Consider the following 20,358-nt stretch of genomic DNA (forward strand, 5'->3'; position numbering starts at 1 on the left):
CCCACGTGTTACTCACCCGTCCGCCGCTAACATCAGGGAGCAAGCTCCCATCTGTCCGCTCGACTTGCATGTATTAGGCACGCCGCCAGCGTTCGTCCTGAGCCAGGATCAAACTCTCCGATAAAGTAGTTTGACTGACTACGCACATCACTGTGCGATTTATTTAAAACTTTGAATTAACAGGTACGTTTTGTCTTGTTTAGTTTTCAAAGATCATTTTGTCTTTCGTTCAAGCGACTTTATTATTATATCTTATCAATCTCTTGAAGTCAATAACTTTTTAAATTTCTTTTTTCGTCAGCGCCTTGTTTAGCGGCAACGAATAATAATATACCACCTCGCAAATAATAGTGCAATAGTTTTTTAAAAGAAAATCAAAAAAGTTTTACGAGCGGCTTGTTTCTAAAAAAGCGCCGTACTGCGATAAACAGAAACGGCGCCTTCCCTTTTATTATCGTTGTCTCATTTGAGGGAATAATAAAACGTCTCTGATAGACGGAGCATTTGTTAACAGCATGACAAGGCGGTCGATACCGATACCCAATCCCCCGGTCGGCGGCATGCCGTATTCAAGAGCTTCAACGAAGTCTTCATCCATCATATGCGCTTCATCGTTTCCTTCTTCTCTTTCTTTTAATTGCGCTTCAAAGCGTTCCCTCTGGTCAATAGGGTCATTCAGCTCCGTAAACGCATTAGCGTGCTCACGGCCGACGATAAACAGCTCAAAACGGTCTGTAAAGCGAGGGTCCTCCGGATTTTTCTTAGCAAGAGGAGAAATCTCTACAGGGTGGCCGTAAATAAATGTAGGCTGAATGAGTGTTTCTTCAATTTTTTGTTCGAAGAATTCATTGATGATATGACCCACCGTCATTGAGTTTGTGATCTCGATACCATGCTCTTTTGCATGACCGCGCGCTTCTTCAACAGTCATCTCATTCCAGAAATCTACACCTGTCGCTTCTTTGACCGCATCTACCATGTGGAGTCGTTTCCATTCAGGTTTCAGATCAATCTGCTCTTCGCCGTACTGGATTGTGGTGCTTCCAAGCACTTCCTGCGCAATATGTGCAACGAGGTTTTCCGTAAGGCTCATAATATCTTTATAATCGGCGTACGCTTCATACAGCTCGATCATCGTGAATTCAGGGTTATGGCGTGTAGAAACACCTTCATTACGGAACACACGGCCGATTTCGTAGACTTTTTCCAATCCGCCGACAATCAGGCGTTTTAGGTGCAGTTCAATCGCAATACGCATATAAAGAGGCATGTCGAGCGCGTTATGGTGCGTGATGAACGGGCGTGCAGACGCTCCTCCCGGTATGCTGTGCATCGTAGGTGTTTCAACTTCTAAGTATCCATGGTCATCTAAGTATCTTCTCATCGCTTGGATGATTTTGCTGCGTGTGATAAACGTTTGTTTGCTGTCAGGGTTTACGATGAGATCGAGATAGCGCTGGCGGTAACGCTGTTCAACGTCTTTTAACCCATGATATTTATCAGGAAGAGGACGCAGTGCTTTTGTCAGCAGTTCAAAAGATGTCGCTTTGACAGAAAGCTCGCCTACGTTTGTTTTGAAAACTTTCCCCGTGATGCCGATAACGTCTCCGAGGTCTGAAGATTTAAAGATTTCATATTGTTCTTCGCCGACACTGTCTTTTCTTACGTAAATTTGAATTTGACCTTCTAAGTCCTGCAGATGCGCAAAGCCGGCTTTCCCTTTTCCGCGCTTTGTCATCATACGGCCTGCAATGGTCACTTCGATCGCTTTTTCTTCCAGTTCTTCTTTAGAAAGCTCCTGGTAGGCGTCAATGATCTGTTGAGATTGATGCGTTCTCTCGAAACGTTCGCCGAAAGGGTCAATGCCGTTTTCTCTCAGCTGGTTCATTTTATCTCGTCTGACTTGCAGCTGGTCGTTCAATTCCTCATGATTTTGCTCTTCTTGACTCATTGGTATCACTCCGTTACATTTTGTTTTCACGAAAAAGCAGAAAAACTGCCAGCGGTAAGCTGGCAGTGAGCAGCAATAGAGGGTGTATATTAACCTACTTTTGCATCTTGAAGCTCTTTTGCCTCTGCTTCGGCGGTAAATGCATCTAAAAGCTGCACAACTTCTTCACGCGTCTCACATTGGTTAATTTCGTTGCGTACATTCGCATTGCCTCTGACACCTTTCAGGTACCAGGCAGCGTGTTTTCTCATTTCTCTGACTGCCACATTTTCGCCTTTTAACTTAATCAGGCGATCTAAGTGCAGTTTGCATACCGACATTTTTTCACGAACTTTCGGTTCGTCTTTCAACTCACCGGTTTCAAGGTAGTGCACCGTACGGTAAATCATCCACGGGTTGCCGAGTGCGGCCCGGCCGATCATGACGCCGTCAACTCCTGTTTCCTCAAGCATGCGTTTCGCGTCCTGAGGCGTTTTGACATCACCGTTTCCGATGACGGGAATGGAGACGGATTGCTTCACTTCTTTAATGATATCCCAGTTCGCAGTGCCTTCATACATTTGCACTCTTGTGCGGCCGTGCAGGGCAACGGCTTTTCCGCCGGCACGTTCAACGGCTTGGGCATTTTTCACCGCATAGATGTGCTCTTCATCCCAACCCATTCTCATCTTCACTGTAACCGGCTTATCAACAGCATCTACTACTGCGGATACCATTTCATAAATCTTATCAGGATCGAGAAGCCATTTGGCGCCCGCATCACATTTTGTAATCTTGGGTACGGGACATCCCATGTTAATATCAATAATATCAGCAGTCGTGTTTTGATCTACAAACTTCGCCGCTTCCACAAGGGTTTCCTTTTTTCCTCCAAAAATCTGAAGGCTGAGCGGTTTTTCACGTTCATCAATGTAAAGCATCCCCATTGTTCTGGCGTTGTTGTAAAGAATCGCTTTGTCACTGACCATTTCAGCGCATACCAATCCGGCTCCGAATTCCTTTACAGTCAATCTGAACGCTGAGTTACAGACACCGGCCATAGGGGCAAGCACGACCCGGTTTTTCAATTGAATGTCACCGATTTTAAACATTTTTCCCCTCCTTTCATTATTTGTCTATTTTTCAGGCGGGGCCAATTCGTCCGCACTTATATTTAAAACATCTGCCGCATCTTGAATGATGGCATCTGACGGCAATCGGTTTCCGCGTTCAATTTCACCGACAATAGAAACTGATACACCTAATGCTTTTGCAAATCCTTCTTGAGTATAACCTTTCAGCTTTCTGAATGCACGAATTCGCCTACCCCAGATTTCTGCTTCCATACTCTTACACCTTCTTGGTTTGTTTCAGCGCTTACCGTGATATGATCCGCCTGCGGACATATTTCTTTTAACGGCGCAAGGACAAATAAGCGCTCATACATTCTCGGATGCGGAACAATCAGCCGCTCTGTTTCAATATTTTCACGATTATACAGCAAAATGTCAAGGTCTGCCGTCCGCGGTCCCCAGCGAATCTCTCTCGTTCTGCCTAATTCAGCTTCAATGCTCTGCGTTACGTCAAGAAGTTCAAAAGGAGATAACGCCGTTTTCACTTCAACCGCCATATTAAGAAACTGATCTTGATCCTCATAGCCGACGGGATCTGTTTCATATATGGAGGACACCTTTGACACCGTCACGCCATGATGACGACTGAGCATGGCCACTGCCTGACGCAAATAATGTTCACGGTCGCCCATATTGGAACCGAGGCCGATATATGCCGTATTGTTCATGATTTCTTTCTCGTCATTTCTATGGCTACTGATTTATAATGGCCGGGAATCGGCGGGTCAGGCTTAACAACCTTTACCGTACATTGATGCACCGGCTCAAATTTCTCAAGGACGGTGTCTGCGATCCGTTCCGCAAGGGTCTCGACCAAATTAACGGGCTCGCCCTCAACGATGCCGCGGCAGACACTGTACAATTCCGCATAGTTAATGGTATAAGAAAGGTCATCCGTTTTTCCCGCTTTGCTTAAATCCAGTTCGGCAGTCAGGTCTACTTTGAAGCGCTGGCCGAGTTTGTTTTCTTCTTCGAATACGCCGTGATATCCGTAAAACTCCATACCTTCTACATATACTTTATCCATAATGTACGCCTCCTTTGTTCAACATAGCATCCATCATCTTAGTCATTCTTGCGATCTCTTTGACATCGTGCACCCTCACAATGTCGCAGCCTTTCTGGACGCCAAGGCATACTGTCGCTCCCGTTCCCTCGGCACGTTCTTCAGGGGGAAGGTCAAGCACACGGCCGATGAACCTTTTTCTCGATGTCGCCAGGAGCAGCGGATAACCTAACCCGCTGAACACCTCCAGCTTGTTCATGACAGCCAGATTGTCCTCATAGTTTTTCGCAAAGCCGATCCCCGGATCCAGAATCATGTTTTCATCTGTGACGCCGGCTTCTGCGGCAATTTTTACGCTTTCCATCAAGTCTGCAAGCATATCAGGAATAAGATCGTTGTAGTTTCTTTCCATGCGATTATGCATTAAGATAATCGGAACCCCGTGTGCGGCGGCTACTGACGCCATATCAGGGTCACCTTTCGCCCCCCAGATGTCATTAAGGATAGAGGCTCCCGCTTTGACCGCTTCGTCTGCCACGGACGCTTTGTACGTATCGATTGAAAGCGGAATGTCCAGCTCGCTTGTAATCCGTTCTATGACGGGGATGACTCGCGACATTTCCTCATCAGCCGACACGAGTGATGCGCCGGGCCTTGTCGATTCGCCGCCGATATCTATGATATGCGCCCCTTCTTCAGCCATCTTCGCCGCATGCAGAAGCGCCCTTTCCGTACTGTCGTATTTACCGCCGTCAGAGAAGGAGTCTGGCGTTACATTTAATATCCCCATAATGAGCGTCTTCTCTTTATAGGACAGAGCGCCTTTTTTTGTATGAATCAGTTTAGGCTGTTCAATTGTTTGCTGCGCCATTTTGTTCCTCCTCCTGTACATTCATTTTGTTTATTTCCTGCTGATACTGCTTACGGAGCAATTGCACCGTTTTTCCGCTCACTCCGGGCAGCGGCACTTCCTCTATTTTAGAAAACGGGATGATTTCAAGCACGGAGTTTGTCAACCATGCTTCATCCGCTTCAAGCATTGATTGAAAACGGAATCGGCCTTCGGTGACTTCTGTCCCCTGCCGTTTCAATTCATCAATGACAAACTGTCTTGTTACACCATCGAGAATGCCCGTATCCAAGGATGGTGTAAAGACCTTGTCTCCTTTTCGCCAAAACACGTTGGAGACAATGCCTTCCGCGACATCCCCTTCTCCGGTCAGGAAAATGCCTTCAAGATTGGGATCATTCCCGATCTCCCGTTTAGCATACATGTTGTTTAAATAGTGATGGGATTTTAACCGGAAATATCCTTCAGGCGTATTTCTCCTGATAGAGAGAAGCCTGCCTTCTTTTTGAACAGGCAGCGTTTCCGGATTGAGCCGGTTGACGAAACAAAGGACGGTCGGCTTTTCATAAGTCTGCGCGGCAAACCCTTTATCGCTGACGCCTGCCGAGATGTTAAGCCGGACACGTGCGCTGCCGTCCTTTATGTCATTGAGGAGCAACAGTCTCCGAAGCATATTAAGCAGTTCCTGTTTGTTCACCTCATATGCAATCTGCAGATCCCGAAGCGCCCTGTTGAGCCTGGCGACATGCGCATCCGGCAGAAACGGCCGGCCGCTGTAAAGCCTGAACGTCTCGAACGCGCCGATCCCGTACAGATAACCATGGTCAAAAGGAGAAAGCGCCGCTTCTTTCTCCTCTATATATTGACCATTCAAATATATAATCACACCGTCACTTCCTTTTTGCGGTGTGTCTCTATAAAGTTTCTGAGCATCTCTTTGCCGAAGGAGGTCATGATGGATTCCGGATGGAACTGAACACCTTCAACAGGAAGCTCATTATGGCGGATTGCCATAATTTCTCCTTCTTTGGTTTGAGCGGATACCGTAAAACAATCCGGCAGCGTGTCCGCTTTGACAATAAGTGAATGATACCGGGTGGCGACCAGCGGATTTTGCAGGCCTTTAAAAATCGTCTTTCCGTCATGCATAACTTCTGACGTTTTGCCGTGCATGAGCCGCTCTGCTCTGACGACGTCGCCGCCGAATACTTGCGCAATCGACTGATGCCCGAGACATACGCCGAAAACAGGAATACTGCCGGCAAAATGTTTGATGGCTTCGAGGCTGATCCCCGCTTCATCAGGACTGCACGGCCCGGGTGAAATCATTAAGAAGTCCGGACCCAGCTCTTCAATCTGCTCAATCGTAATCTCGTCATTCCGTCTGACGATCAGTTCCTCCCCGAGCTCACCCAAATATTGAACCAAGTTGTACGTAAATGAATCATAATTGTCAATCATTAAAATCATCTCTGCTCACCTCGTCTGATTTTTTGTCTCTTCTTCGCTCAGCTCTAACGCCTTTTTCATCGCAAAAGCTTTTTTGAACGATTCCTTGTATTCATGCTTCGGAACCGAATCAATGACCACTCCTGCACCGGACTGCATAAAAGCATGTCCGCCGGCTGCATAGATCGTCCGGATCACAATGTTAAACTGCAGATCTCCGTTGAATCCGAACCAGCCTATAGATCCAGTATAAAGCCCCCGTCTTGTCGGCTCAAGCTCTTCTATAATTTCCATCGTTCTCACTTTGGGCGCTCCCGTGATGGTGCCCCCCGGGAACACCGCATGAATAATGTCTGTCGCGTCATATCCGTCCTGCAGCTCTCCCTGTACGTTTGACACGATATGCATGACGTGGGAATACTTTTCGATCGCCATAAATTCGTTAACCCGCACGGAGCCGTAGCGCGATACGCGCCCGAGGTCATTGCGCTCAAGATCCACAAGCATGACGTGTTCCGCACGTTCTTTTTCGTTGTGAATTAATTCATCAGCCAAGGCCTTGTCTTCAGCATCGTCTTTTCCTCTTGAACGCGTACCCGCGATCGGTCTCGTTTCAAGCTTCTTCCCCTTCTTTGTCACCAATAGCTCCGGCGACCCGCATATCACTTGAAACCCCGGTGTCTCGAGATAGGCCATGTAAGGAGACGGATTGACGTTTCTCAAGTGTTTATACACCTCGTACGGATGAACGGATAAAGACTGAGACTGCCTGATGGACAAATTAACCTGGAACACATCGCCGCTCGCGATATATTGTTTAATTTGTTCTACAGCCTGTGAAAATCCTTCCTCATTGAACGGAGCGGCGTACGATCCGTCCCCATTCCGATTCAGCGGTGAAAAAGGCTCGTCCGCCGTTTGGAGGGAACACCACATGTCCTCTAAGCCGGACAGCTTTTCTTTTGCAAGATCCGCTTCTTCCGCTTCAGTATGGGTAATGAGCCATAACGCCTCTTCCTCATGGTCATAAACGGCCACATCATCAAAAACAAGAAAGTAAATATCGGGTGTTTCCAGATCATCTAACGACAGCATCTTAAAATTCTCAATATATCGGGCATAGTCGTAACTGATAAAACCAATCGCACCGCCCTGAAAGTCCGGAAATTCAACGTTTGTTTCCGTTCCGAGCGTTCCAAACCATTCATGAAAGGCCCGCAGCGGGTCACCTTCTTTAAACAGTGTTTCTCCCTCATGCTTGATCGTTGTAATTCCGTCTTTCCCTCTGACGGATGCAATCGGATCTAGACCGGCTATACTGAATCTTCCCCCTCTCGCGCTTTCGAGCAGAACATGCCGTTTTCTCGATTTCGAAAGGTTTTCATATCGCTGTAAAAATGCTTGTTTCGTAAAAGGTATTTTTCTTCCTGCCGGTCTGCGTTGTGCCATCATATCAATCCTCTGCTTCGTTTTACTGTAGTTTTATTTTAAAGCAATCACACTGGTGAAAAAAGTGAATTTCACTTCCAACCATAAAATTCGAAACGTTTTTTGGATTTTCGATACTTCAGGCACAAAAAAACTCCCGGATACAGCCGGGAGCCGTGTGTATGTCTCTATTCAAACTGATAAAGCGGTGTGCTTAAGTAACGTTCTCCGTTACTAGGGATGATCGCAAGCACTTTCTTGCCTTTCCCGAGTTTTTTCGCGATTTCCAGTGCCGCGTAAATGGCCGCTCCGGAAGAAATACCGCCGAGAATCCCTTCTTCTTTTGCCGTTTTACGGGCATATTCAAATGCATCCTCGTTTTTGACGGGAATGATTTGATCATAGATGTCCGTATTCAATGTTTCAGGGACAAATCCCGCTCCGATACCCTGAATTTTATGCGGACCCGGTTTTCCGCCGGAAAGAACCGGAGAATCCGCCGGCTCTACCGCATAGATTTTGATGGATGGATATGCTTCTTTCAGCACTTCGCCCGCTCCCGTGATGGTTCCGCCGGTACCGATTCCGGCCACGAACGCATCAAGCTGGTCGTCACCAAACTGTTCTACGATTTCTTTCCCCGTCGTTTGACGGTGAATTTCCGGGTTTGCCGCATTGTTGAATTGCTGAGGCACAAAGTATCCGTTTTCCTCCGCAAGTTCTTCCGCCTTTTTAATGGCGCCCTTCATTCCTTCTGCGCCGGGAGTCAGCACAAGCTCCGCTCCGTATGCGCGCAGCAGATTGCGTCGTTCCATACTCATTGTATCAGGCATAACGAGAATGGCTCTGAGACCTTTAGCCGCTGCCACCATCGCAAGACCGATCCCTGTATTTCCGCTTGTCGGTTCAATGATTGTGTCGCCGGCTTTTAATTTTCCTTCTTTTTCAGCCGCTTCAATCATCGCCGCTCCGATACGGTCTTTTACGCTGCTGCCCGGATTCATGTATTCAAGCTTCAGATATACATCTGCACTGTTTTCATCCGTCAGGCGATTCAATTTCACAATAGGAGTATTTCCGATTAGTTCAGTAATAGAATTTGCAATACGCACCATGTTGGACACCTCAATTTCCGACTAAATTTATTGGTATTATAAATATAAGTTATCAATTTCAAAATTTTTTGTCAATCATTTAGTTCTTTTTTCCCCGTAGAACCAAGAGACCCCCGCCTCTTTCCACAGCGTTTTGACTGTCGCCTTGTCACCTAATTGATCCATCGCGATCTGGCGTCTGATTTGGCTCTTCACTTCATTGTATGAGAAAGTTCTCGCTTTAAGCTTTTCTTTCAGCTGAATGACGGCATATCCTGAAGAAACTTTAATCGGTTCAGCGGACCACTCATCTTCTTTGAGATTTTTAGCTTCTGTGATATATGCCTGCGGGATATTTTCCTGGTTTTCTGTCACAAAGCCGAGGTCTCCGCCATACTGAGACGTGTATCTGTCCGTGGAACGCTCAGCGGCGACGGCTTCAAAGCTGGAACCGCCTTTCAAATCAGCAAGCACCCTGTCCGCCTCTTCCTTGTTTTTGACGACAATGTGCCTGATTCTGTAGGAATCATCGAAATGGTACAGTTCTTTATTTTTATTATAAAATGATTGCATTTCCTTATCCGATATATCGATGTCCTTCGTCAGCAGTTCTTCAAGAAGAATGTTGTAGCGGATCTGGTCTCTCCATTCTTTTTCGGTAATATGGCTGTCTTCATAAAATGAATTATTCACCGCTTTGATTAAAAGAAATTCACGTTCCAATTCGGTGTTTGAAACTGTGAGTTTATTCTTTTTCGCAAGTTCTTCCACTACTTGTGCATTAATCATGTCTTCCAGAGTTGATTTTCCGTACTCGTCTTCCATCTTTTTCATCCAGTCCTGCCGTGTGATATGTTTATCACCGATTGTCGCGATGGATTCTTCAGATGACCCTGCAGCTTGGGATTTTGTTAACTTATACGCCACTGCTACACTGCATACCAACAGCGCCGCTACAATAATCGTCAAAAGTGTTCTCGATTTCAAAATCTACCCCATCCCTTTTACAAAATAGAACAACCCGCTAAAGAGCTAGCGGGTTGTTTCGTCACGAAGCTCTTCCAGTTCTTCTTTTGTAAATAAATATTTCTCATTACAAAAATGGCAAACCGCTTCGGCTTTTCCGTCTTCTTCTATCATATCTTGTATTTCTTTTTTGCCTAGTCCTAAAATGGCCGTTTCGAATCGATCTTTTGAACAAGAACAGTGAAATTTGACCGGCATTGTTTCGAGAACGTCCGGTTTTTGACCCAGAACTTCTTCTAAGATTTCTTCCGGTGTCAGGCCTTTTTGAATCAATTTTGAAATCGGTTCGATTTGAGATAATTGCTTTTCAATTGTTGAAATGGTTTCTTCATCAGTCCCCGGAAGAAGCTGAATGATGAACCCGCCCGCAGCGAGAATCGTGTTATCAGGATTTACTAGAACACCTACCCCGACAGATGAAGGGACTTGTTCAGAAGAAACAAGGTAATACGTGAAGTCATCACCGAGTTCACCCGAGACAATCTCTACTTGCCCCGTAAAATAATCACGCAAGCCCAAATCTTTTACGACACTGAGTGTTCCGTCAGTTCCGACCGCCCGTCTGACATCCAGTTTCCCTTGTTCATTGAGGTCAAAATGAACGTGCGGGTTTGATACGTATGCTCTTACCTCACCCTTTGCGTTCGCATCTGCGACAATGGCTCCGATCGGGCCGCCGCCTTCTATTTTGACTGTCAGCTTATCTTCACCCTTAAGCATCGCTCCGAGCATCAGAGACGCTGTCATCGTCCGGCCGATTGCGGCTGATGCCGTCGGCCACGTGTCATGCCTTCTTTGCGCTTCATTTACCATATCTGTCGTTCTGGCTGCATAAGCCCGCACTTTACCGTCATATGCAATTGCTTTAATTAAATAATCCATCGTTTACCTCCTATACGTGACCCACGCGATTTCGCTCATAAATGATTTCCAGCCCTTTTAAAGTAAGAAACGGGTCAACAATATCAATACAGTCTGATTCGTTTGCGATTAATGACGCAAGCCCGCCTGTCGCAATGACTTTCGGTTCCTGTGTTGCCTGCCATTTCATCCGCTTCACTATACCTTCAACTTGTCCGACATAGCCGAAAAGGATGCCGGACTGCATGGCGCTTACCGTGTTTTTGCCGATGATATTGTCCGGACGGGCAATTTCAATTCTCGGAAGCTTCGCCGCACGCGAGTACAGCGCTTCCGTTGAAATCGTAATGCCGGGAGCAATCGCGCCGCCCATGTATTGTTTGTTTTCATCAATGTAGCAATACGTCGTCGCCGTTCCGAAATCAACAACAATTAAGGGGCCGCCATACTGCTGGATCGCCGCAACGGCATTGACGATCCTGTCAGCTCCCACTTCTTTCGGATTGTCATACTTTATATTTAAACCTGTTTTCATTCCCGGGCCGACAACTTGCGGCTCGATGTGAAAGTATTTTGTGCACATTCTTTCTAAAGAGAACATAATCGGCGGCACCACGGAGGAGATGATAATCCCTTCAATCTGTTCAAACATGAGTCCGGAATGTTCAAATAAGGAACGGAGCAGCATGCCGAATTCGTCTTCTGTTTTGTGCCTGCTCGTTTCTATGCGCCAATGATATTCTAATTCCCCATCATGATATACACCAATCACGGTGTTGGTGTTCCCCACATCTATAACCAGTAACAACCTCTATCACCACTTTTGAATAGTTTCTAATCATAACATTTTCAACATTCTACAATACCATACACGATCTGCGGCTCTTTTGTAAACAAAACGGAACCAGTAAAAAAACCGCCGGTATACGCCGGCGGTTTTCATATCAGAAAGCGAACTATTCTTTCGGCTCGTCTTTCTTTTCGTCTTCTGTTTTAGACAGGATGTTTACTTTCACATCGTCTTTTTGAAGATGGTCATCTGAGAAATTGCGCTCAGGGAGTTTTCCGTGATCCACGAGATGCTTGATTTGTTCCGCATCTAATGTTTCCACATCAAGCAATGTCTGAGCAATCAATTCAAGCTTATCGCGATTTTCAGTCAGGATGGTTTTCGCACGCTCATAACATTCTTTAATGATGCGCTGAATTTCCTGATCGATTTCGTAAGCGATCTGATCACTGTAGTTTTGCTCGTTGTTGAAATCCCGGCCCAGGAATACTTGACCGCCTTGAGATTGACCGAACTGAAGCGGTCCGAGTTTTTCTGACATACCGAACTCTGTCACCATTCTTCTGGCAATGCTCGTTGCCCGCTGGAAGTCATTGTGAGCCCCCGTGCTGACTTCGCCGAAGATAATTTCCTCGGCAACCCGTCCGCCCAGAAGACCGACAATTTTATCGAGAAGTTCAGGTTTTGTCTGGAAGTAACGGTCTTCTCTCGGAAGCATGACCGCGTATCCGCCCGCCTGCCCCCTCGGAACGATCGTTACTTTATGAACCATATCGGCTTCATCCAGCACAAGTCCGATAACGGTGTGACCGCCCTCGTGGTACGCCACGATATTGCGTTCTTTTTTCGATATGACGCGGCTCTTCTTCGCAGGACCCGCAATGACACGGTCCGTCGCTTCATCAATGTCGCGCATATCAATTTTCTTCTTGTTTTGACGGGCAGCAACAAGTGCCGCTTCGTTAAGAAGGTTTTCTAAATCGGCGCCTGAGAAACCGGGTGTTCTTGAAGCGATTGCTTTTAAGTTCACCGTTTCATCAAGCGGTTTGTTTCTCGCATGGACCTGTAATACGGCTTCACGGCCGATGACATCCGGACGGTCTACCGTAATCTGACGGTCAAAACGTCCCGGACGAAGCAATGCAGGGTCAAGAATGTCCGCACGGTTTGTCGCAGCGATAATAATGATTCCTTCATTCGCACTGAAACCGTCCATCTCTACAAGCAGCTGGTTCAGCGTCTGTTCGCGTTCATCATGCCCGCCGCCAAGACCTGCGCCGCGCTGACGTCCCACCGCGTCGATCTCATCAATGAAGATCAGGCAAGGCGCATTCTTTTTCGCATTTTCGAATAAATCACGCACACGCGAAGCACCGACACCGACAAACATTTCAACGAAGTCAGATCCGCTGATGCTGAAGAAAGGAACGCCCGCTTCACCGGCTGAGGCTCTCGCAAGCAATGTCTTACCGGTTCCCGGAGGTCCGACCAGCAGCACGCCTTTAGGGATTCTAGCGCCAAGCTCGGCGAATTTGCGAGGATCTTTCAGAAACTCAACAACCTCAACAAGCTCCTGCTTCTCCTCATCCGCGCCGGCTACATCTTTAAACTTCACGCGTTTCTTTTCTTCCGTATACAGCTTCGCTTTGCTCTTTCCGAAGTTCATGACACGGCTGCCGCCGCCCTGAGCCTGATTGAGCAGGAAGAAAAACAGAATAAAGATGATGACAAACGGAATGATCGTCGTTAAGAACGTCACCCACCCGCTTGTTTCCTGTGCGGGATCAACTTTTACGTCCGTCTTTTTAATTGCATCAAATATCTGGTCTGCTCCCTTTCCTTCAGGAACATGTGTTAAAAAGTACTGGTCTTTGTCGTATTTTTTCAGCTGTCCTTTTACCTCATAAACACCTCTGACAGGCTGAACCGATACGCTATCAACTTTCCCCTCATCGAGGTTCTTGATAAACGTACTGTACGACATATTTTCTGTTTTCGGGTTTGAAGTCTGGAAGTAACTCACAACCCCGATTACTACTAATAAAATAAGTAAATAAAAAATGGTATTACGGAAGACCCGATTCATTCCTTACCTCCTCCCACAGTAAGCACAACTATGTTCAATAGTACCATAGAAAATCATTCCAATACAACCGATAACCATCTCGGAAGCAGGCAGCCGATCAGCTTTCATAAATCGCCGGTTTTAATACTCCGATGTAAGGCAGATTGCGATAGCGTTCGGCATAATCAAGTCCGTAACCCACAACAAACGCGTCAGGAACTTCAAAGCCTACGAAGTCTGCTTTAATGTCCGCTTTTCTTCCGCTTGGTTTATCCAACAGGGTAACAATCTTAATTGATTTCGCTTTACGATATCGGAAGAGTTCTACGAGATAGCTCAAGGTTAACCCACTGTCGATAATATCTTCAATGATTAAGATGTCCCGGCCTTCTACAGATGTATCCAAATCTTTGATGATTTTGACTTCTCCGGAAGAAACCGTGGAATTTCCGTAGCTTGATACATCCATGAAGTCCATTTCCAAATATGTATCAATATGCTTTATAAGATCAGCCATAAAAGGAAGCGCTCCCTTTAACACACCGATTGCCAACGGAAACGTGTCGCTGTACTCGCTTGTTAATTGTTCTCCAAGCTGTTTTACTTTCTGCTGGATCTCATCTTCTGAGATCAGCACTTTTTCGATATCCTGTTTCATGTTAATGCTTGCCCCCTACACTTTTCATGCTGTCTATATTGTAATACAATGCGGTCACTGTTTGAAATCACAAGATCGTCAAAGATGGATTTTTTCAAGCCAGGCAGCCAGATAATTTCACCGCTCGCATCCGTTACAATCGGCCATTCGTCCCGATCCCGCAGAGGCAGTTTATGATCAATAAATATATCTTTCACCTTTTTCGAGCCATTCATCCCTTTAAGTTTGATCCGGTCGCCGATTTTTCTCGTCCGGATTGTTAAAGGAAATTGCACCTTGTTTCTGCTTGTCATAAAAACAGCATTCCCATTTTTGATATGAGGGTCAGCCTGAACGGCCACCTCTATCATAAAGCCGTTGGGGAGAACAGCAGTCTCGCCTTCCGCTCCTTGCAGCTGCAGCTCAAAGGGAACTTTTTCACATTGCCATTGTTCAAATGTAAACAAACATGTCTGATATGATTTGACCACCTTCAGCCCTTTCGGAAAATCAAGAACTCCCGAGGCGCTTCCATTTTCCGCCCATTCGAGAAACTGCTGTATGTGGCGGGCGGAAAACGACGATGGAACGTTTTCATAAAGATAGTTTAATATTAGTTGAACTCCTCTTCTTTGTAAAGGTATCGGAAGGGCAAGCAATTGAGAGGAATTGACTTCAACCGATGTGTCAGACTTGCTTGTAATAACCTTATTCATTCGTTCTTTCGTTAATGACTGCAGGTATTGTTCGTCTTCTGTCAGTGCTTCACTCACCTTTTGAAACATTTTATGAACGTCAGGTGATTCTTGTTTTAAAAAAGGAAGCACGGTCTTTCTGAATCTGTTTCTTGTATAATCGTCTTTTGCATTGCTCTCATCCGTTCTGTAGCTGAGCCCTTCTTGACGGCAGTATTCAAGGATTTCATCCTTTGCCGCATAAAGGAAAGGCCTGATCAGCCAGCCGGATGCAAATTCGCGGACGGGCTGCATTCCCGCAAGCCCTGCCCCGAGCGTACCTTTCGCAAGCCTCATGAGCATTGTCTCAACCTGGTCATCGCCATGATGAGCCAGCGCCAAAAACTTCGCTTGGTGTTTTGCCATCAGATCTTCGAAAAACTGATATCTGCAATCACGCGCGGCAGCCTGCTTGTTCAGCCTATTCTTCTTTGCGTATGCAGAAACATCAATCTGTACCGTTTCGCAGAGAATGTGTTCCGCTTCGCAATATGACTGCACAAACTTCATATCTTCTTCAGATTCAGGTCCCCTGAACTGATGGTCGACATGCGCCGCTATGATAACGGAGGAATGCCCGAAGTGCTTATTCAGCATACTGAGAAGCGCCATTGAATCAGGGCCCCCGGAGACCCCGGCAATAATCGTTTCTCCCTCCGCCTGAAGATGATATGTTTTGAAAAAATCTTCCACGCTTTTCACAATGTCCCCCTCACAATGAGCAGGTTTTTTAAAGATATACATATCCTATCACTTTCATTCCCTCCAAGCAAAGAAGAAGCATGAGCGCAGGCGCCCGGCCGGCACTAGATGAGAAAAAAGACGATGTAAGCGAAATAAAGGGCGAGAACGCTGATTAAAATAAGTGTTGTTTCAAACAAACCATTGTGCTTTGCGGGTTTTTGTTTAGGTTTATACCGCGTTTGAGATACAGTGCCCTGCCGCGGTTTTGATTGCGGCGGCTTAGGCTTGGCGGCGGCTTTCCTTTTGCTCCCGGCGCTCTGTCCCGCCGTCAGGATGTCATGCTTCATGGCTTCCGCAGACGGATATTGGCCGTTTAAAGCAGAAAACAGAACCTTCTTATACTTATTCAGAAACGGGTGGCCTTCAATGATAGAACGAAGCTGTTCTTTCGGCTGTCCTGACTTTTTGCACTCTTTCTTCTGGACACAGTGGATCATGATCATTGCGACAGCAAACAGGTCATAGGATGGTTCTGCTTTTCTTGTTCCATACCCCCAATAGCCCCTGTCGTAAAACTCCGTATACTCTTTAATCGCGCGGCCTTGTTTTGTCGTTCCCCCTACATCAATGCAGCGAATGGCAGCCGGTGGTCCGGTTACAATGAGATTGTCCGGTTTGAGGTCGCCAAAAACCCACCCTTGCTGATGAAGGACTGACAAGCTGGAAAGAAGCTGCACCATCAGCACCGGAATCCACTCCGCTCCCTTACTGCTGATATATTGCGGAAGAAGCGGCCCTTCTATGTACTCCATCACGTAAAAAGAGACATTTTTATTCAGCTGCGGAATAAACGCGTCGTCCGCATCAAAAAAAGAAGGCCCCATCGTTTGCGACCGGGCCTTTGAAAAGGATTTTAAGACATTCACTTCAGAGGTAACAGACATGCTGTCGCTGCTTATTTTCAAAGCGACCTGTCCGCCTGATGCTTCTGCCAGATATACAATACCGTTAGCCCCTTTTCCAAGCTGTTTGAGCAATCTGTAGGATTTGCCGTTCCATTTGCCCTGAATTGCCGTCCCCGGTGCCAGACTACATGCCAAACTCGTTAAAGCGTCGTTCATCATCTGCCAACATGCTCCTTCTTGAGCGGATTCTCTCAAACTGCTGCGTCGCTTCCCGGATAGCGGGGCCCGTAGGGGTGATACCGCCGGTCGACAGCTTCGCAAAGAGTGCAGAAAGGGATTCAAGCTTCGGCGTCCAATTCAGTACAAGCTCAACTTCCTGGCTTTTCCCGGGAAATATACACATGGCAAATTCATTTTGCCCGGCCCGGGAATTTAAACTGATGGAAAGATCGATCAGCGCTTCTTTCACCGTCGGCAGTTTCGGCGCCATACTCGCACTCGTATCAACCAGCACAAGCACTTGCAGATGAACCGTTTCGCCGAGTTCATCAACCACCTCCATCACTTCGCCGCGTTTTTCAGGAGAAAGCTCTTCCATTTCAACGTTTTTCCCTAATATTTGTTTAAGCTCTTGATTGACGACACCTTGCAGCGTCTGGGTCATTGCTTTTTTCGTCACCATTTGAACCGTCTGAGACAATTGTGACGCATACACAACTTGATGGACGCCGCCTCCGGCCATGGCGATGCCTTCAACTTCCTTCATTGCCTCTTGGTCAATCGCGTTTTCTTCCATAATTCCTATAACATTCACCGTAATCCCCTGCTCCTTGGCGAAAGCCGCCATTGCGATCGGGTCTTCACCATGATTGGAGCAGCCATCTGTAATCAGCAGAACTTGATTTAAATGTCCCTTATTCACATACATTCCTCCCGGTGATACGATTAGTCCCATCTTCGCCAGAAGGAAAGTGATTTATACGAATGGATTAAGAAATCTCCTTTTTATTTTGGAAAACCGCCGGCACCGGTATGGAAGCCCATTTCGGCGTGTTGTGATCAATCCGGACAACAACCACTGTCATATCGTCTTCGATTTGGCCGGAACGCGTTCTGATGACCTCTTCCATTAATATATCAGCGATTTCCTGCGGATCTTCGGTTTTCAGCCCTTTCATTTTCCGCTTCATCCACAGGTCGTGGTTTTCAACGTGCTTCGGCCCTTCAAAAATACCGTCACTCATCATGACGAGCAGATCTCCCGCTTTTAACTGTTCACTTACAACCTCCACATCAAATTCATTGATGATGCCGATCGGCAGATTGCTGGCCTGAACTTTCATGACTTGATCTCCCCGCTTGATAAAACTCGGCGTTGAACCGACCTTCAAGAATTTGCAGCTTGCATCCTGAAGGTCAATGATAGAAAGATCGAGAGTTGAGTAGATTTCGTCTGTCGTCCTTAAAGACAGAATACTGTTGATCGTTTTGATCGCTATTTTTTCATCAATACCTGATTCGAGAATTTTTTCGAGCAGCTTAATCGTTTCATTGCTCTCATAATGGGCCCTCGCCCCATTGCCCATGCCGTCACTGATCGCGGCCGCATACTTTCTCGCCCCCAGTTCCATCATGCTGTAGCTGTCTCCGGAGACAAGGCCGCCGCCTTTTGCCGCATGAGCCGCGCCTGTCGATACCCGGTACGACTTGGTCGAACCGAACGCGACATGGCTGTAGCCATTCGGATGAGTCGAGTGCTGTTCGCTTTTGACAAGTATCTGCTCCTCAAGAATGTCAGACAGCATCGGAGCGATAATTTTCTCACTCTCGCCGTGTCCTCCGCTGAACGGGATTGTCATTTCGATATCAATATTACCCTGCTCCAAGCTGTATATCTCGACATGCTGAATCTCGATTCCGAAATGCTGAAGCGCCTCTATCATTTGTTCTTCCTGAATAAAATGCTGCTCCCTTTCCCGTTTTATTTCCCGAGAAAAGTCCGCCATGACCTCAGAAACCCCCAACAGCTGCTCGGCAACAAGCCTTCTGCTGTCCTGAACTTTTCTCTTCAGTGTCAGATGGGCGTGATGGTGGGCAAGTTCGTCCTCAATCAGCTCTTCCACCTGTCTGGATTTGGAACAGTGCTGTTGAAACTCCTTTTTTAATCTGCGGTTTGAGGCATACTGTTTTTCTTCTGTTTCATGCATAACTTGTTTCATTAAGTCATATGTTTTATCAAAGTTTTGAACCCAGCATTTGCTTTTCTTATAGCAGGATTGGCAGGAATGCTCGGTGATTTTGCTTAAAAAGAGATCCACTTCTCCTTCTTCCGCCTGCTCATCAGAAGACGTCTGATGAAAGGTGGCGAAGCTCTCCGACAAGGCATGAAACACATTGGAGAACTGGTCTACTTTCTGGGCGGTGACATCTCTGATTTTCCTCGCGTACTGCTGCTGTTCCTGACTGTGCTCAGCAGTGCCCGGTATGTATCGCGCCACCTTTTTCGTAATCGATTGGGGCGTAATCAAAAACAAAACAACGGCAATCAAAGATTCATAAAGAGTGGTCATTAATCCGGCAGACCCTTCTCCATATAATGAAATCAGCAGTGAGCCGATCACTAACCCGACTGCGGCTCCGGCTTTCTTTCCTTCTTTCAGCAGCCCGCCAAGAAGCCCGGAAAACGCAAGCAGACTCATTTGATAGAGATTCCCGATATTCGCAAGCCCGAGGATCAGTCCGGTCACAACACCGACCGTACAGCCGATGCTTGCCCCGCCGACAAAGGAAAAACTCAGCACGACATAGCGGGCCAGGATATGCTCAGCCTGCATTCCCTGAAATGAAACACCGGCAAGCCCGGTTAAAACGGATGCGATCAAGATCATAAAACAGATGATTTCTTCTATTTTTAACGATTGCTTCACTTTTTTGATCGTGAAGATCGGCAGGCTTTGTAAAAAGATCAGCGTCAAAATAAAGGCCAGACCCGCCTCGACAACAGCCATCACATAATCATAGGTGGTAAAAGCGCCGCTTTCAAAATAAACAAATCCGATTCTCGCGGCAGCCATAGAGAAAAACACCACGATCGGCAGCATCTTCACCCGGTCCTGCACGATATATGTACCGATTTTTGAAAATAGAGTGAAGACGGCCAAAGCTGTGAGAATCAATAAAGAGTGTTTCGGCGAAATGGTTAAAGCGCCCGCAAGTAAAGACAGACAAGCATAGAAGGCTTTATCTCTTCTGATCAAAAGCATCGCTCCGAAAAACGGCAGCGCAAACGGAAGAACCTCAGATAATATGAAAGCCCGTCCAAGTAAAAAACCGATCACGACATAAATGAAACCCTTATAGAAAAAAAGTGAATGCGCTTGATGGACTGTAAGCTTTGCCGCCTTTTCAAAAAACGATTGCAGTTTTTCCAGAGCTTGTCCCGCCATCGGCCCGTTCACTCTTCTTTCCGCTTTTTCCATTGCTCTCATCCCCCACCTGTTTTATTCGTTGCTTGTCATTATAAATGAAAGCCCAGATAGGATTTTGTCAAAAGAAGGTAACAATTCCAAAGAACTCTTCGACGCTTTCTCCCTTGTTCCCCTTTCCTTTCGTATTTCCTCCGACATTTCTCAAAAAGTTGTCTAAATATGAAAAAACCGGCTTCTGCAACAGAAGCCGATTCGCTTGATGACCCGTACGGGATTCGAACCCGTGTTACCGCCGTGAAAGGGCGGTGTCTTAACCGCTTGACCAACGGGCCATATAT

General features: G+C 46.6%; 19 protein-coding genes, 1 tRNA gene and 1 rRNA gene. All 21 read right to left on the reverse strand.

All coding sequences use genetic code 11. The features are described from left to right. Positions 1-124, reverse strand: a 16S ribosomal RNA gene (locus OTK50_RS19310); the annotation flags it as partial. Between the two features lie 327 nt (positions 125-451). After that, complete coding sequence (lysS, locus tag OTK50_RS19315) at positions 452-1,951, reverse strand: lysine--tRNA ligase (RefSeq protein ID WP_014416740.1); 1,500 nt, start codon at positions 1,949-1,951, stop codon at positions 452-454. 89 nt (positions 1,952-2,040) lie between these two features. Then, entirely contained in the window at positions 2,041-3,042 is a 1,002-nt protein-coding gene (gene dusB / locus OTK50_RS19320; RefSeq protein ID WP_007409948.1) for a tRNA dihydrouridine synthase DusB, read from the reverse strand. 24 nt (positions 3,043-3,066) lie between these two features. Next, complete coding sequence (locus OTK50_RS19325; RefSeq protein WP_032872207.1) at positions 3,067-3,276, reverse strand: helix-turn-helix domain-containing protein; 210 nt, start codon at positions 3,274-3,276, stop codon at positions 3,067-3,069. Further along, on the reverse strand, positions 3,228-3,731 hold the full coding sequence (gene folK / locus OTK50_RS19330; RefSeq protein ID WP_032872206.1) for a 2-amino-4-hydroxy-6-hydroxymethyldihydropteridine diphosphokinase: 504 nt from the start codon (positions 3,729-3,731) through the stop codon (positions 3,228-3,230). Before folK ends, OTK50_RS19325 begins: the two co-directional genes overlap by 49 nt. After that, positions 3,728-4,090, reverse strand: coding sequence for a dihydroneopterin aldolase (gene folB / locus OTK50_RS19335; RefSeq protein WP_044803025.1), 363 nt, complete (start codon positions 4,088-4,090; stop codon positions 3,728-3,730). Before folB ends, folK begins: the two co-directional genes overlap by 4 nt. After that, positions 4,083-4,940, reverse strand: coding sequence for a dihydropteroate synthase (gene folP / locus OTK50_RS19340; protein ID WP_007615212.1), 858 nt, complete (start codon positions 4,938-4,940; stop codon positions 4,083-4,085). Before folP ends, folB begins: the two co-directional genes overlap by 8 nt. Beyond that, positions 4,921-5,805 carry an aminodeoxychorismate lyase gene (gene pabC / locus OTK50_RS19345; RefSeq protein ID WP_038456703.1) on the reverse strand — a complete coding sequence of 295 codons (885 nt, stop codon included), beginning with the start codon at positions 5,803-5,805 and terminating at the stop codon, positions 4,921-4,923. The genes folP and pabC overlap by 20 nt, the downstream gene beginning before the upstream one ends. Continuing rightward, positions 5,802-6,389 carry an aminodeoxychorismate/anthranilate synthase component II gene (pabA, locus tag OTK50_RS19350; protein ID WP_038456701.1) on the reverse strand — a complete coding sequence of 196 codons (588 nt, stop codon included), beginning with the start codon at positions 6,387-6,389 and terminating at the stop codon, positions 5,802-5,804. The genes pabC and pabA overlap by 4 nt, the downstream gene beginning before the upstream one ends. 6 nt (positions 6,390-6,395) lie before the next feature. Further along, a complete protein-coding gene (gene pabB, locus OTK50_RS19355; RefSeq protein ID WP_266122003.1) occupies positions 6,396-7,817 on the reverse strand; it encodes an aminodeoxychorismate synthase, component I in 1,422 nt (473 codons plus the stop codon). Between the two features lie 167 nt (positions 7,818-7,984). Further along, the gene (cysK, locus tag OTK50_RS19360; RefSeq protein WP_032872203.1) at positions 7,985-8,911 is read right to left on the reverse strand and encodes a cysteine synthase A; all 927 of its coding nucleotides are present in this window, start codon (positions 8,909-8,911) and stop codon (positions 7,985-7,987) included. 75 nt (positions 8,912-8,986) lie between these two features. Further along, positions 8,987-9,877 (reverse strand): peptidyl-prolyl cis-trans isomerase, encoded by an 891-nt coding sequence (locus tag OTK50_RS19365; protein ID WP_015388785.1) that lies wholly within the window; start codon positions 9,875-9,877, stop codon positions 8,987-8,989. 45 nt (positions 9,878-9,922) lie between these two features. Next, the gene (gene hslO / locus OTK50_RS19370; protein ID WP_004264606.1) at positions 9,923-10,798 is read right to left on the reverse strand and encodes an Hsp33 family molecular chaperone HslO; all 876 of its coding nucleotides are present in this window, start codon (positions 10,796-10,798) and stop codon (positions 9,923-9,925) included. A 10-nt stretch (positions 10,799-10,808) separates the two neighbouring features. Next, on the reverse strand, positions 10,809-11,585 hold the full coding sequence (locus OTK50_RS19375) for a type III pantothenate kinase (protein WP_007409940.1): 777 nt from the start codon (positions 11,583-11,585) through the stop codon (positions 10,809-10,811). Positions 11,586-11,733: 148 nt separating this feature from the next. Next, entirely contained in the window at positions 11,734-13,653 is a 1,920-nt protein-coding gene (gene ftsH, locus OTK50_RS19380) for an ATP-dependent zinc metalloprotease FtsH (protein WP_007615201.1), read from the reverse strand. 97 nt (positions 13,654-13,750) lie between these two features. After that, positions 13,751-14,290, reverse strand: a complete 540-nt coding sequence (gene hpt, locus OTK50_RS19385) for a hypoxanthine phosphoribosyltransferase (protein ID WP_004264611.1) — start codon at positions 14,288-14,290, stop codon at positions 13,751-13,753. Continuing rightward, positions 14,287-15,705, reverse strand: a complete 1,419-nt coding sequence (gene tilS / locus OTK50_RS19390) for a tRNA lysidine(34) synthetase TilS (RefSeq protein WP_224223963.1) — start codon at positions 15,703-15,705, stop codon at positions 14,287-14,289. The genes hpt and tilS overlap by 4 nt, the downstream gene beginning before the upstream one ends. A gap of 104 nt (positions 15,706-15,809) precedes the next feature. Next, the gene (locus tag OTK50_RS19395; protein WP_007615197.1) at positions 15,810-16,811 is read right to left on the reverse strand and encodes a protein kinase domain-containing protein; all 1,002 of its coding nucleotides are present in this window, start codon (positions 16,809-16,811) and stop codon (positions 15,810-15,812) included. Beyond that, complete coding sequence (locus OTK50_RS19400; protein WP_004264624.1) at positions 16,777-17,514, reverse strand: VWA domain-containing protein; 738 nt, start codon at positions 17,512-17,514, stop codon at positions 16,777-16,779. The genes OTK50_RS19395 and OTK50_RS19400 overlap by 35 nt, the downstream gene beginning before the upstream one ends. Before the next feature lie 67 nt (positions 17,515-17,581). After that, on the reverse strand, positions 17,582-20,071 hold the full coding sequence (gene spoIIE / locus OTK50_RS19405) for a stage II sporulation protein E (RefSeq protein ID WP_007409936.1): 2,490 nt from the start codon (positions 20,069-20,071) through the stop codon (positions 17,582-17,584). Between the two features lie 209 nt (positions 20,072-20,280). Then, positions 20,281-20,352 (reverse strand) — tRNA-Glu (locus OTK50_RS19410). Positions 20,353-20,358 lie beyond the last annotated feature (6 nt).

Source organism: Bacillus sp. NEAU-CP5, assembly GCF_026420705.1.
GTDB lineage: Bacteria > Bacillota > Bacilli > Bacillales > Bacillaceae > Bacillus > Bacillus velezensis.

Bases quoted from the DNA above. Each gene is read 5' to 3' on its own strand.
- pabA (WP_038456701.1), bottom strand. From the start codon at position 6,389: ATGATTTTAATGATTGACAATTATGATTCATTTACGTACAACTTGGTT.
- lysS (WP_014416740.1), bottom strand. From the start codon at position 1,951: ATGAGTCAAGAAGAGCAAAATCATGAGGAATTGAACGACCAGCTGCAA.
- folP (WP_007615212.1), bottom strand. From the start codon at position 4,940: ATGGCGCAGCAAACAATTGAACAGCCTAAACTGATTCATACAAAAAAA.
- hslO (WP_004264606.1), bottom strand. From the start codon at position 10,798: ATGGATTATTTAATTAAAGCAATTGCATATGACGGTAAAGTGCGGGCT.
- pabB (WP_266122003.1), bottom strand. From the start codon at position 7,817: ATGGCACAACGCAGACCGGCAGGAAGAAAAATACCTTTTACGAAACAA.
- dusB (WP_007409948.1), bottom strand. From the start codon at position 3,042: ATGTTTAAAATCGGTGACATTCAATTGAAAAACCGGGTCGTGCTTGCC.
- OTK50_RS19395 (WP_007615197.1), bottom strand. From the start codon at position 16,811: ATGATGAACGACGCTTTAACGAGTTTGGCATGTAGTCTGGCACCGGGG.
- folB (WP_044803025.1), bottom strand. From the start codon at position 4,090: ATGGATAAAGTATATGTAGAAGGTATGGAGTTTTACGGATATCACGGC.
- hpt (WP_004264611.1), bottom strand. From the start codon at position 14,290: ATGAAACAGGATATCGAAAAAGTGCTGATCTCAGAAGATGAGATCCAG.
- cysK (WP_032872203.1), bottom strand. From the start codon at position 8,911: ATGGTGCGTATTGCAAATTCTATTACTGAACTAATCGGAAATACTCCT.
- folK (WP_032872206.1), bottom strand. From the start codon at position 3,731: ATGAACAATACGGCATATATCGGCCTCGGTTCCAATATGGGCGACCGT.
- OTK50_RS19325 (WP_032872207.1), bottom strand. From the start codon at position 3,276: ATGGAAGCAGAAATCTGGGGTAGGCGAATTCGTGCATTCAGAAAGCTG.
- spoIIE (WP_007409936.1), bottom strand. From the start codon at position 20,071: ATGGAAAAAGCGGAAAGAAGAGTGAACGGGCCGATGGCGGGACAAGCT.
- ftsH (WP_007615201.1), bottom strand. From the start codon at position 13,653: ATGAATCGGGTCTTCCGTAATACCATTTTTTATTTACTTATTTTATTA.